The organism is Streptomyces sp. A18 (assembly GCF_059026065.1).
Map to the genome: position 1 here is coordinate 1 of NZ_JBWLKL010000081.1, position 11439 is coordinate 11439.

Genomic DNA, 11439 nt, shown 5'->3' on the forward strand with positions numbered 1-11439 from the left:
GCCCGCGTCGATGCCGATCGGGAAGACCACCGAGAAGCTGCCGAAACCCTTCTTCTCGGCAAGGTCACGCACGGCCGTGTACGACCCCGCGAAACCGATCGCGGCGATGACGACCGCACCGGCTACGACCACGCCGATGAGTATGCGGTGCGTGCGTGTCAGCTGCATCGCGGCCACCCGCGAACCCCTCCCTGTTCGGTTTGTTGCGAGCGACAGCCTGGCACACGCATGTGGAAGACGGTGTGCCGGTACGGCAGGAGCCCGGCCACCAGAGGGGCCGGGCTCCACAACTGCCTTGACTTCGCCGCGAGTTGCACGCTTGGCACGTGCCGCGGATCACGCGTCCGGCGTCAGCTCTTGGGCTTGCTGCTGGACTTGGAGCCGGACTTCGCGTCGGACTTGGAGCCCGACTTGGGGCTGTCCGACTCCTTCGAGCCGCTGCCCGAGCCGCTGCTGTCGCTCGCGCCGCCGCCCGACTTGTTGTTCGCCTCGGCGACCGCCTCCGCGGCCTCCTTCGCGGCCTTCTCGGCGGCCTTCGACAGGTCCTTCGAGCTCGGCGCCTTGTCGCCCGCCAGGCCCGCGCCGTTGTAGTCGATCGTGACGACGGCGTTCTCCACGCGCGTCACGACCGTCTGCTGCTTGAAGTTTTCCTTGTCCTTCTTCAGGTCGTACGCCACGACCGTCGTCTGGTCGCCCATGCCCGGCACCGGCTCCGTCTTGACGCTCTTCGCGCCCTCCGTCGCCTGCGCGTCCGCGACCTGCTTGGCGAAGCTGTTCTGCGCGCGCTTGGCGCCGCTGCCCAGCGACGCGTCCGAGTCGAAGCGCATCAGCGAGACGCGGAGCCAGCGGAACTGCGAGCCGTCGACGCCGTTGTTGTCGAGGCTGTCCCAGGAGCAGGTGCCGCGTGCCGACGTGTCGTCGGACGTGCCCGCCTTGCCCGACTTGTCCTTCGCCTTGGGGACGAGGTCGCCGAGCGTCTTCTTCGACAGGACCTCGCAGGGCTCGGGCAGCTTGCTGTACGCCGCCTTCTCCACGGTCGCGGCCTTGTCCTTGCCCGAGGCCGAGGCGGAAGCCTTCGAGCCCGAGTCCTTCTTCGCCCCGTCCGAACCGGAGTCGGAGTCGGCGGAGCAGCCGGAGGCAATGAGGATCACCGGTACGGCGGCTGCGCAGGTGAGTATGCGGGTGAGTCGCTGTGCTGGTCGGTGCATGGTTCCTTCACTCAAGTCACTCAAGACGGCTGTCGTCGGTTCGATGGGCCACGGTACGCCGTGCCCGACGCGGACGACTCCGCTTCCGGAGAGCCGGACGCCCGCCCGAACCGTCCCTAATCGCTGAAGCTGTCGGTCAGCGATCCGGCCAGTTCCTGCGCCTTGTCCTGCATTTCCTTGCTGTCGGGGATGTCGGTGAGACGCCCCGGCTGCTCGTCGTACTCGACGGTCACAATGACGTTCGACGTGCGGAACACCACAGTCACCGTGCGGTGCCGGGTCGTGGACGCGGAGGTCGAGAACGCGTCGTCGACGAAGGCCTCGTCGCCCAGGTCCTCCAGGATCCGGGGCTGGAGACCGGGCGGCGTGACGCCCTGTTCGGAGGAGTCCCCGGAGGCGCTGTCGTCCGCGTCACCCTTGTCGTCCCCCTTGCCGGACTCACTCGCATCCGTCCCGGCGCCATCGGACGGCTCGGCGTCGGCCCCTCCGTCCTGCCCGTCCTGTCCGTCCTCTCCGTCTTCTTCGTCGGCGCTGGGAGTGCCGGAGGGCTCGGGCAGGTCAGCCTTCTGCGCCTTCGACGAGTAGACCTCCGTGGCGCGGGTGTCATCGCTCACGTTGGGGTCGTACGAGACGACGCGCTCGAAGTCGACGAGCAGATGGTGGGTGGCGTCCGAGGACTCCACCTTCCAGCGGCAGCCCACACGCCGGTCGGTGTCGTACGTGACGGTGGGCACACCCTCGTACACCTTCTCCCGCTGCTCCTCGCCCGGCGTCTCCTTGATGCCGGGCAGCATCGAGTCGAGCGTGCCGCGGTCGACCTCGCCGCAGGGCTCGGGGAGCGTGCGGTACTTGCCGGGTTCGGCGGCTGCGGTCGTCCCGCCGGTGTCGCCGGGCTTGGAGTCGTCGGGCGCACCGCCGAGTGCGCCCCCGCCCGTGCAGCCGGCGAGCAGCGCCGCGATGAGAGCTGCGACGCCTGGTACGTACGCCTTCCGCTGCACCGTGTGGGCTCCTTCGCGCCGGGGATATTGGGTTGCCGCTGATGGGCGACCGGTGGACACAATGTGTATCGCACGCAATGCCGTGGACGCCGGTCCGTCGTCGCTTTCGTTGACCTTGGCGCGGGTATTTGCGTTTCAAGTCGTACGGGGCTTGTGAAACTTATGTTCAACCACGGGGGATTGAGGGCGTTATGTCGTATGTAGAGGTTCCGGGGGCGAAGGTACCGATCCGGATGTGGACGGACCCGGCCTCGGTCGAGGATGTCGCACTCCAGCAGCTCCAGAACGTGGCGACGCTGCCCTGGATCAAGGGTCTGGCCGTCATGCCGGACGTCCACTACGGCAAGGGTGCGACGGTGGGTTCGGTGATCGCCATGCAGGGGGCGGTGTGTCCTGCGGCGGTGGGTGTCGACATCGGCTGCGGAATGTCCGCCGTCAAGACCTCTCTGACGGCCAATGACCTGCCGGGGGACCTGTCGCGATTGCGGTCGAAGATCGAGCAGGCGATTCCGGTGGGGCGGGGGATGCATGCGGATCCGGTGGATCCGGGGAGGCTGCATGGGTTCGCCACCGGTGGGTGGGAGGGCTTCTGGGGGCGGTTCGACGGGGTGGCGGATGAGGTGAAGTTCCGCCGGGCGCGAGCCGCTTCGCAAATGGGGACACTTGGCTCGGGCAACCACTTCTGGGAGTTTTGCCTCGATTCGGACAATTCTGTCTGGGTCATGCTGCACTCCGGATCCCGGAACATCGGCAAGGAGCTGGCCGACCATCACATGGGCATTGCCCAGAAGCTGCCGCACAACCAGGGTCTGATCGACCGTGACCTGGCGGTCTTCATCGCGGAGACCCCGCAGATGGCGGCGTACCGTAACGACCTCTTCTGGGCTCAGGAGTACGCGAAGTACAACCGCGCCATCATGATGGCGCTGTCCCGAGAGGTGATCCGCCGCGAGTTCAGGAAGGCGAAGGTCACCTTCGAGCCGGAGATCAGCTGTCACCACAATTACGTTCAGGCCGAGCGCTACGACGGAATGGATCTCCTCGTCACCCGAAAGGGCGCGATCCGTGCCGGTTCCGGCGAGTACGGGATCATCCCGGGTTCGATGGGCACGGGCTCGTACATCGTGAAGGGCCTCGGGAACGAGAAGTCCTTCAACTCTGCCTCGCACGGCGCGGGTCGGCGGATGAGCCGGAACGCGGCGAAGCGACGCTTCACCACCAAGGATCTGGAAGAGCAGACGCGTGGAGTCGAGTGCCGCAAGGACTCGGGTGTCGTGGATGAGATTCCGGGTGCGTACAAGCCGATCGAGAAGGTCATCGATCAGCAGCGCGACCTGGTCCAGGTCGTGGCCAAGCTCAAGCAGGTCATCTGTGTGAAGGGCTGAACCGCCGGCAGGGCCCGAGCCGTTGTGGTCCGGGCCCTGCTTCGCGTTGGTTTCGTCCGGCTCGGATCGTCCGGCTCGGACTTCACAGCTCCCTGTGCACCTTCGTGTTCGAGGCCTGGGCGCGGGGGCGGACCACCAAGAGGTCGATGTTGACGTGGGGCGGGCGGGTGACCGCCCAGGTGATCGTGTCCGCCACATCGTCGGCCGTCAGGGGGGCGGCCACGCCTGCGTAGACCTTCGCCGCCTTCTCCTCGTCGCCGCCGAAGCGGGTCGTTGCGAACTCCTCCGTCTTGACCATGCCGGGGGCCACCTCGATGACGCGGACCGGGGTGCCGACGATCTCCAGGCGCAGGGTCTCGGCGAGGACGTGCTCGGCGTGCTTCGCGGCCACGTAGCCGCCGCCACCTTCGTACGTGCCGTGGCCGGCCGTGGAGGAGAGGACCACCACCGTGCCGTCGCCGCTCGCGGTGAGTGCGGGGAGCAGGGCCTGGGTGACGTTCAGGGTGCCGATGACGTTCGTCTCGTACATCTGGCGCCAGTCGGCGGGGTCGCCGGTGGCGATGGTGTCGGCACCGAGTGCGCCCCCCGCGTTGTTGACCAGGACCGCGACCTTGCGGAAGGCGGTGGCGAACTCGTCCACGGCCGCGCGGTCCGTGATGTCGAGTGCGTACGCCATCGCGTCGTCGCCCGCGGCCGTGATCTCGGCGGCCAGTGCCTCGATGCGGTCCTTGCGGCGGGCGGTGAGGACGACGCGGTAGCCGGCGGCCGCGAGTCCGCGCGCGGTGGCGGCACCGATGCCGCTGCTCGCGCCGGTGACGATCGCGATGCGGGTGGCGGCGTTCGCGGCGGTCATGGCTGCTCCTTGGGCGTACTGGTGTGCGTCTGGTTGTCCCGCCAGGATAGGTAGCAGCCGGGGCCCGCGGCGCGGCTGGCCCCCCCGGCCACCCGAGGCCGGCCCCGCATCCGTCCCTCCGTCCCTGGACGAACGGCCTCTCCCACCCACCCGTCCGTTACCCCGCAGCTCCCCCCCGAACTCGCAGCCCCCGCCGCGCCCGCAACGGGGAACCGGGCTCAGCCCCGCTGCGACCCGTACGCCGTCGGTGGTACCCCCACCGTCGCCGTGAAGTCCCTGATCAGGTGCGCCTGGTCCGCGTAACCCAGCGTCGTCGCCAGGTCCGCCCAGTCAAGATCCCGCTCGCTCTCCGCCCGCTCAAGCGCCTCGTGGATCCGGTGGCGCAGGATCATCCACTTCGGGCCCACCCCCACGTACGCCGAGAAGAGCCGCTGCAGCGCCCGCACCGACATCCCCTCCGCCCGCGCGAACGCGTCGACCCGGCGGATTCCGCGGTCCGTGCCGATGCGTTCGGCGAGGGCCATGGCGCGGTCCGCCTGGGGGTCGGGCGTGGGGCCGAGGCTCAGCAGGAAGGCGTCGAGCGCCGCCACGCGCGCGTGCTCCTCCTCGGGGGAGAGCACCGCGGCCACGGGGGAGAGCACCGAGTCCTCGGGGGAGAGCACCGCGCCGAGCGCGTCTTCGGGGACCGCCCCGAAGACCTCCTCCAGCGGCAGCAGCCGCCGCCCCGTCCACCGGGACACCGGCGCCGAAGGAGCGAACGGCCGGAAGCCGCCGGGGCGGAACTTCACCCCGCAGACCCGCCCCCGCCCCTCCAGTTTCTGCGTGAAGAGGTCGAGCCCGATCCCCGCGACCTCGGCGAAGGGCTCCTGGCCGGGGAGCGATTGGAAGACGACGTTCACGGACGGGTGCGGCACGATGTGCGACGCGTACGGCTCGGACTCGGTCAGGTCCCAGTCGATCAGCCAGTACTGCTCCACGTAGGGGCGGAGCACGGCCGCCCCCGGCGCGACGCGGCGGAAATGCACGCGGGCGAAGAGGCCTGCGGCGTCCACGATGCCGCGGGTGTCGGTCCGAGGCCCGGAAAGCGGGCTTTCGGCGGCGTCGGCCATGGCTTGATCGTATGCCGGGGGCGGCCGACCCGTGTCGCGTTTCTTCAAGCCACGGGAGCCCTCGCCGCCCTACCGTCACGGCATGACCGACACCAGCATCGCCGACCTCCTGAAGGCGGCCACCGCCCACGCCGTCCCCGTGGTCCGCGCCATCCCCGAAGACCGCCTCACCGCCCCCACCCCGTGCGCCGAGTACGACGTAAAGGCCCTGGTCAACCACCTCCTCCAGGTGGTCGTCCAGTTCCAGGCGCTGGCCGCCAAGCAGGACTCCGAGTTCGGTGAGACCCCCGACTTCGTGGCGGAGAGCCGCGACTCCGGCTCCGACTGGCGTGACCGTTTCGCCGACGAAGCCGCGAAGCTGGTCGCCGCCTGGGCCGCGCCCGGAGCCGATGAGGGCACCACGGGCGCGATGGGCATGCCCGCGCGGACCGTCGGCTCCATGGCCCTGCTCGACCTGACGGTGCACGCCTGGGACCTGGCCCGCGCCACGGGGCAGGAGTACGAGCCCGCTCCGGAGAGCAGCGGTGTGGTCGCCGCGCTGCGGGAAGCGGTCGCGGGCCTGGCTCCGACGGCCCGGAAGATGGGTGTCTTCGGGGAGCCGCTCGCCGTGCCCGAAGGCGCCTCCGAGCTGGAGCGTCTCCTCGCCGAGACGGGCCGAGACCCCCGCTGGACCCCGCAGACCCCTCCAACGGCGTAGGCCGCGCCCAGCCCAGGCCAGGCCCCGCCACGCCCACGCCGCGCCCGCTCCGATACCCGCGGGGGAATACCCCCGGACCCACTACCGTTCCGCAGGTATAGTTGAACAGTCAACAACCTCGGAGAGTGAGTCAGCCATGCAGTCCGGATCCGGCATGCAGTTCGGGATCTTCAGCGTCGGCGACGTGACGCCGGACCCCACGACAGGCCGCACCCCCAGCGAGCACGAGCGCATCAAGGCGATGGTGGCCATCGCGCTGAAGGCCGAGGAGGTCGGGCTCGACGTCTTCGCGACCGGCGAGCACCACAACCCGCCGTTCGTCCCCTCCTCGCCGACCACGATGCTCGGCTACATCGCCGCCCGCACCGAGCGCCTGACCCTCTCCACCTCCACCACCCTCATCACCACGAACGACCCGGTGAAGATCGCCGAGGACTTCGCGATGCTCCAGCACCTCGCCGGAGGCCGGGTCGACGTGATGATGGGCCGCGGCAACACCGGCCCGGTGTACCCGTGGTTCGGCAAGGACATCCGCCAGGGCATCAACCTCGCCGTCGAGAACTACGCGCTCCTGCACCGGTTGTGGCGCGAGGACGTCGTGACGTGGGAAGGCACGTTCCGTACGCCGCTGCAGTCGTTCACCTCGACGCCCCGCCCGCTGGACGGCGTCGCGCCCTTCGTCTGGCACGGTTCCATCCGCTCCCCGGAGATCGCCGAGCAGGCCGCGTACTACGGAGACGGGTTCTTCCACAACAACATCTTCTGGCCGCAGGAGCACACGAAGAAGATGGTCGAGCTCTACCGCAACCGGTACGCGCACTACGGACACGGCACCCCCGAGCAGGCGATCGTCGGGCTCGGCGGGCAGGTGTTCATGCGGAAGAACTCCCAGGACGCGGTCAGCGAGTTCCGGCCGTACTTCGACAACGCGCCCGTCTACGGGCACGGCCCGTCCCTCGAGGAGTTCACGTCACAGACTCCGCTGACGGTCGGCTCCCCGCAGCAGGTGATCGACCGGACGCTGTCCTTCCGCGACACGGTCGGCGACTACCAGCGCCAGCTGTTCCTGATGGACCACGCGGGCCTGCCCCTCAAGACCGTCCTGGAGCAGCTGGACATCCTCGGCGAGGAGGTCGTCCCGGTCCTGCGCGAGGAGTTCGCCAAGAACCGCCCGGCGAACGTCCCGGACGCACCCACCCACGCCGCACGCGTGGCCGCGACCCAGGCCGAGGAGGCCACCGCATGAAGCTCGTCGTCGTCTCCGCGGGGCTGAGCGTCCCCTCCTCCACCCGACTCCTGGCCGACCGCCTGGCGGCGGCCACCGGCCGGCGCGCCGACGTGGAGATCCAGGTCGTCGAACTCCGCGACCTTGCCGTGGAGATCGCCCACAACTACGTCACCGGATTCCCCGGCCCCCAGCTGAGCGCGGCTGCGGAAGCGGTGAAGGGCGCGGACGGCCTGATCGCCGTCACGCCGGTCTTCTCCGCCTCGTACAGCGGCCTGTTCAAGTCGTTCTTCGACGTGCTGACGGTCCTGGACAAGGACGCGATCGCCGGTACGCCGGTCCTGATCGCGGCGACCGGCGGCACCCCGCGCCATTCGCTGGTCCTGGAACACGCGCTGCGCCCGCTGTTCGCCCATCTGCGGGCCGTGGTCGTACCGACAGCGGTGTACGCCGCTTCCGAGGACTGGGGCGCGGACGGCCTCGACGGCCGTATCGAGCGGGCAGCGGAAGAATTGGCCGGAATCATGCGCCCCGCCCCGGCCCAGGAGGACGAACTGATCCCCTTCGAGCGGCAACTCGCGTCGCTGTGGCCGGAGTAGGGGCCAAACAGGCGCGGGGCCTCAGGGCCACACCAGGCAGTACGCCTGATGCCCCGCGTCATGCAGTCGGTGGCTGAAGTCCTGCCATTCGTGCAGGAGTTGGTAGACGTTGAACGCGTCGCGCGGGCCGCCGCGGTCGGGGACCGTGGACCAGATGAAGGCCGCGGCGCCGACCGACTCCTCGCCGACGCCGCGCAGCGGGTCGACGACCGTCATGGGGAGTTTCACCACGGCGTAGTCGGGGTGCAGGACGACCAGTTCGAGCGGGGGGACCTTGTTCAGGGGTATGCCCTCGATGCCGGTCAGGACCATCGCGGCCACCGTCTCCGGCTTGATCTTCGTGAACATGCCGCCCATGCCGAGCTCGTCTCCGCCGAGCTCTTCGGGGCGCATCGAGATGGGCACGCGGGCGGCGGTCGCGCCGTCCGGGGCACCGAAGTATTTGTAGGTCACCCCACCCACCCGGCCACTCCTGGTCTCCGCCCGGTCCCGCTCCGTCTCGCCCCGTGCCGAGGCTTCTGCCTCGGCCGCCTCCGCCTCGCGCCGGTGCTTGCCGATCCGCCGGGCACGCCGCGGACCCAGGCCGTCGGTCCCCTCGCCCAGTCCGCCACCGCGATGCATATCTCCACCCGACTGCTTTTCCAGGGCGCCCCGCCCCTGCTTTTCTAGGCCGCGAGGCCCCCGCCGCGCAACCCGATCATCGTGTCAGTGACCTCCCCCACGGTCACCGGCTAAAACGTCGAGTGAAACACCTGTCCGCAGGATGTCCGAAGCCTCTGACACCATGGTTCATGTGAGCTTCCCGTATAGCGCCCCAGTTTCGCAGACTCTTTTCGACCGTGCGGCGGCCGTGACGCCCGGCGGTGTGAACTCTCCCGTGCGCGCTTTCCGCGCAGTGGGCGGTACGCCCCGTTTCATGGTGTCCGGCACCGGTCCGTACCTGACGGATGCCGACGGCCGTGAGTACGTCGACCTCGTCTGCTCGTGGGGGCCGATGATCCTCGGCCACTCCCACCCCGAAGTGATCGCCGCCGTCCAGGAGGCCGTCGCGCGCGGCACGTCCTTCGGCACGCCCGGTGAGGGCGAGGTCGCGCTCGCCGAGGAGATCGTCGCGCGCATCGCGCCCGTCGAGCAGGTGCGTCTCGTCTCCAGCGGCACCGAGGCGACGATGTCCGCGATCCGCCTCGCGCGCGGGTTCACAGGACGCGCCAAGGTGATCAAGTTCGCCGGGTGTTACCACGGCCATGTCGACGCGCTGCTCGCCGCCGCCGGGTCCGGCGTGGCGACTCTCGGGCTTCCGGACACCCCTGGAGTCACCGGCGCCCAGGCGGGCGACACGATCGTCGTTCCGTACAACGACCTCGAAGCGGTGCACGAGGCGTTCCACACGTATCCCGGTGAGATCGCGTGTGTGATCACGGAGGCTTCGCCCGGCAACATGGGCGTGGTGCCGCCGGGGCCCGGGTTCAATCAGGGCCTCAAGGACGCGTGCGCGAAGAACGGCGCTCTCTACATCTCGGACGAGGTGATGACCGGCTTCCGTACGTCGAAGGCGGGCTGGTTCGGCGTCGACGGCGTGCGCCCCGACCTGATGACCTTCGGCAAGGTCATGGGCGGCGGCTTCCCGGCCGCCGCGTTCGGTGGCCGGGCGGACGTCATGGGGCATCTCGCCCCGGTCGGTCCCGTCTACCAGGCGGGCACCCTGTCGGGGAACCCGATCGCGACGGCCGCGGGCCTCGCGCAGCTGCGGCTGCTCGACGACGCGGCGTACGAGAAGGTCGACGTCGTCTCCGGGCAGCTGCGCGCCCTGGTCACCGACGCGCTCTCCAAGGAGGGTGTCGCGCACCGGCTGCAGAACGCGTCGAACATGTTCTCCGTCTTCTTCACCGAGCGTGAGGTGCGGAACTACGACGACGCGAAGACCCAGGAGTCGTTCCGCTTCACCGCGTTCTTCCACTCGATGCTGTCGCAGGGCGTGTATCTGCCGCCGTCGGCCTTCGAGTCCTGGTTCGTGTCCACCGCCCATGACGAGCGGGCGATCGAGAAGATCGCCGCGGCCCTGCCTTCGGCGGCGCGTGCGGCGGCCGAAGCCACTGAATCCCCCACCACGGAGGCCACCGCATGAGCGCGGGCAGCGAGATCACTGTCGTCCATGTGATGCGCCACGGGGAGGTGGAGAACCCGGACGGGATCCTTTACGGGCGCCTTCCCGACTATCACCTCTCCGAGCTGGGGCGGCAGATGGCCGACCGGATCGCCGAGCATCTCGCCCCGCGTGACATCAGGCATGTCGTCGCCTCGCCGCTGGACCGCGCGCAGGAGACGGCGACGCCGATCGCCAAGGCGCAGGGCCTTGATCTGGCGACGGACGGCCGGCTCATCGAGGCGGGCAACGTCTTCGAGGGCAAGACCTTCGGTGTCGGTGACGGCGCGCTGAAGAACCCGGAGAACTGGAAGCACCTGGTCAACCCCTTCAAGCCGTCCTGGGGCGAGCCGTACGTCGAGCAGGTCGTGCGGATGATGGGCGCGCTGGACGCGGCGAAGGACGCGGCCCGCGGTCATGAAGCGGTGTGCGTCAGCCATCAGTTGCCGATCTGGATCGTGCGGAGCTTCGTGGAGAAGCGGCGGCTGTGGCACGACCCGCGCAAGCGGCAGTGCACGCTCGCCTCGCTGACGACGTTCACGTACCGCGGCGACAAGATCGTGTCGGTGGGGTACACGGAGCCGGCGCGGGATCTCGTGCCCGCACATCTCCTCGCGGGCGCCAAGCCGGTGAAGGGCAAGGCGAAGGCGTTCGGCGCGTAAGCACTCCGCTGGTATTGCCGTCGATCGTCTGCGGCGTCGTCGTGGCTGGGCGCGCCCGCGCGGCGGAGCCGCAATGTGTAACAGCCCCCGCGCCCCTTCGGGGCGCCCACGCCAGGTAATCGGCTCGCGACTGTATGTCCGTTCTCGGTAAAAGGCACTCAATATGTGCCTACTTGTCGGAACCCCTTTGTTCGTCGCGCCCTCTAACGGGGCGTCCCTCATGCATGGATGCGTGCAGGGCTGCAGGGCGCGACGAATGGGGATGGAATGCGCGACATCAGTCGCAGGGGAATGCTGGGCCTCGGGGTCGGGACCGCGGCCGCTTTGGGACTCGCGGGCTGCGGCACGGGCGGCGGCAGTCATTCGGCCGGCCCCGCGGGGTCGGGCAAGGGCGGCGACAAGAAGAACCCGGCGAAGCCGATCGGGGACGGCTCGACCTCGTACACGGGAAAGCAGCCGCATCAGCCGGGCAAACCCGTGCCCCTGCAGCCGGGTGAGACGCCCCCGCAGTTCGTGATCTTCTCCTGGGACGGTGCGGGCGAGGTCGGCAACGGTCTCTT

12 protein-coding genes and 1 pseudogene are annotated in these 11439 nt (G+C 69.4%); 7 read left to right on the forward strand and 6 right to left on the reverse strand.

Annotated elements, in window-relative coordinates; translation table 11 throughout:
* The 3 genes from AC5P1C_RS42855 to AC5P1C_RS42865 all read right to left on the reverse strand — a co-directional run.
* Positions 1-177 (reverse strand): DUF2637 domain-containing protein (locus AC5P1C_RS42855; RefSeq protein ID WP_493871448.1); only part of this gene is annotated, 177 nt, incomplete at its 3' end.
* Between the two features lie 173 nt (positions 178-350).
* A complete protein-coding gene (locus AC5P1C_RS42860; RefSeq protein WP_493871438.1) occupies positions 351-1208 on the reverse strand; it encodes a DUF3558 domain-containing protein in 858 nt (285 codons plus the stop codon).
* A 116-nt stretch (positions 1209-1324) separates the two neighbouring features.
* Entirely contained in the window at positions 1325-2206 is an 882-nt protein-coding gene (locus AC5P1C_RS42865) for a DUF3558 domain-containing protein (protein WP_493871439.1), read from the reverse strand.
* A gap of 191 nt (positions 2207-2397) precedes the next feature.
* Between AC5P1C_RS42865 and AC5P1C_RS42870 the strand changes: the two genes are divergently transcribed.
* On the forward strand, positions 2398-3591 hold the full coding sequence (locus AC5P1C_RS42870) for an RtcB family protein (RefSeq protein ID WP_493871440.1): 1194 nt from the start codon (positions 2398-2400) through the stop codon (positions 3589-3591).
* An 82-nt stretch (positions 3592-3673) separates the two neighbouring features.
* Here AC5P1C_RS42870 and AC5P1C_RS42875 read toward each other — a convergent pair whose 3' ends face one another.
* Together AC5P1C_RS42875 and AC5P1C_RS42880 are read right to left on the reverse strand one after the other, a co-directional pair.
* The gene (locus tag AC5P1C_RS42875) at positions 3674-4444 is read right to left on the reverse strand and encodes an SDR family NAD(P)-dependent oxidoreductase (RefSeq protein WP_493871441.1); all 771 of its coding nucleotides are present in this window, start codon (positions 4442-4444) and stop codon (positions 3674-3676) included.
* Between the two features lie 218 nt (positions 4445-4662).
* Positions 4663-5553: a DUF6597 domain-containing transcriptional factor gene (locus AC5P1C_RS42880; protein ID WP_493871442.1), complete on the reverse strand. Its 891-nt coding sequence runs from the start codon at positions 5551-5553 to the stop codon at positions 4663-4665.
* 82 nt (positions 5554-5635) lie between these two features.
* Here AC5P1C_RS42880 and AC5P1C_RS42885 point away from each other — a divergent pair, with 82 nt between their 5' ends.
* From AC5P1C_RS42885 to AC5P1C_RS42895, 3 genes are all read left to right on the forward strand, one after another.
* Entirely contained in the window at positions 5636-6250 is a 615-nt protein-coding gene (locus AC5P1C_RS42885; protein WP_493871443.1) for a TIGR03086 family metal-binding protein, read from the forward strand.
* A 154-nt stretch (positions 6251-6404) separates the two neighbouring features.
* Positions 6405-7496, forward strand: coding sequence for an LLM class flavin-dependent oxidoreductase (locus AC5P1C_RS42890; protein ID WP_493871449.1), 1092 nt, complete (start codon positions 6405-6407; stop codon positions 7494-7496).
* Positions 7493-8074, forward strand: a complete 582-nt coding sequence (locus AC5P1C_RS42895; protein ID WP_493871444.1) for an FMN reductase — start codon at positions 7493-7495, stop codon at positions 8072-8074. The genes AC5P1C_RS42890 and AC5P1C_RS42895 overlap by 4 nt, the downstream gene beginning before the upstream one ends.
* A 21-nt stretch (positions 8075-8095) precedes the next feature.
* Here the strand turns inward: AC5P1C_RS42895 and AC5P1C_RS42900 are convergent, their stop codons facing one another.
* Entirely contained in the window at positions 8096-8695 is a 600-nt protein-coding gene (locus AC5P1C_RS42900) for a hypothetical protein (protein ID WP_493871445.1), read from the reverse strand.
* 163 nt (positions 8696-8858) lie between these two features.
* Here AC5P1C_RS42900 and hemL point away from each other — a divergent pair, with 163 nt between their 5' ends.
* The 3 genes and pseudogenes from hemL to AC5P1C_RS42915 all read left to right on the forward strand — a co-directional run.
* Positions 8859-10199, forward strand: coding sequence for a glutamate-1-semialdehyde 2,1-aminomutase (gene hemL, locus AC5P1C_RS42905; RefSeq protein WP_493871446.1), 1341 nt, complete (start codon positions 8859-8861; stop codon positions 10197-10199).
* The gene (locus tag AC5P1C_RS42910) at positions 10196-10879 is read left to right on the forward strand and encodes a histidine phosphatase family protein (RefSeq protein WP_493871447.1); all 684 of its coding nucleotides are present in this window, start codon (positions 10196-10198) and stop codon (positions 10877-10879) included. Before hemL ends, AC5P1C_RS42910 begins: the two co-directional genes overlap by 4 nt.
* 267 nt (positions 10880-11146) lie before the next feature.
* A pseudogene (locus AC5P1C_RS42915) lies at positions 11147-11439 on the forward strand (hypothetical protein); the annotation flags it as partial.

Excerpts from the sequence above, each read along its gene's own strand:
- AC5P1C_RS42875 (WP_493871441.1), bottom strand. The coding sequence starts at position 4,444 with ATGACCGCCGCGAACGCCGCCACCCGCATCGCGATCGTCACCGGCGCG.
- AC5P1C_RS42885 (WP_493871443.1), top strand. The coding sequence starts at position 5,636 with ATGACCGACACCAGCATCGCCGACCTCCTGAAGGCGGCCACCGCCCAC.
- AC5P1C_RS42880 (WP_493871442.1), bottom strand. The coding sequence starts at position 5,553 with ATGGCCGACGCCGCCGAAAGCCCGCTTTCCGGGCCTCGGACCGACACC.
- hemL (WP_493871446.1), top strand. The coding sequence starts at position 8,859 with ATGGTTCATGTGAGCTTCCCGTATAGCGCCCCAGTTTCGCAGACTCTT.
- AC5P1C_RS42870 (WP_493871440.1), top strand. The coding sequence starts at position 2,398 with ATGTCGTATGTAGAGGTTCCGGGGGCGAAGGTACCGATCCGGATGTGG.
- AC5P1C_RS42890 (WP_493871449.1), top strand. The coding sequence starts at position 6,405 with ATGCAGTTCGGGATCTTCAGCGTCGGCGACGTGACGCCGGACCCCACG.
- AC5P1C_RS42895 (WP_493871444.1), top strand. The coding sequence starts at position 7,493 with ATGAAGCTCGTCGTCGTCTCCGCGGGGCTGAGCGTCCCCTCCTCCACC.
- AC5P1C_RS42900 (WP_493871445.1), bottom strand. The coding sequence starts at position 8,695 with ATGCATCGCGGTGGCGGACTGGGCGAGGGGACCGACGGCCTGGGTCCG.
- AC5P1C_RS42860 (WP_493871438.1), bottom strand. The coding sequence starts at position 1,208 with ATGCACCGACCAGCACAGCGACTCACCCGCATACTCACCTGCGCAGCC.
- AC5P1C_RS42910 (WP_493871447.1), top strand. The coding sequence starts at position 10,196 with ATGAGCGCGGGCAGCGAGATCACTGTCGTCCATGTGATGCGCCACGGG.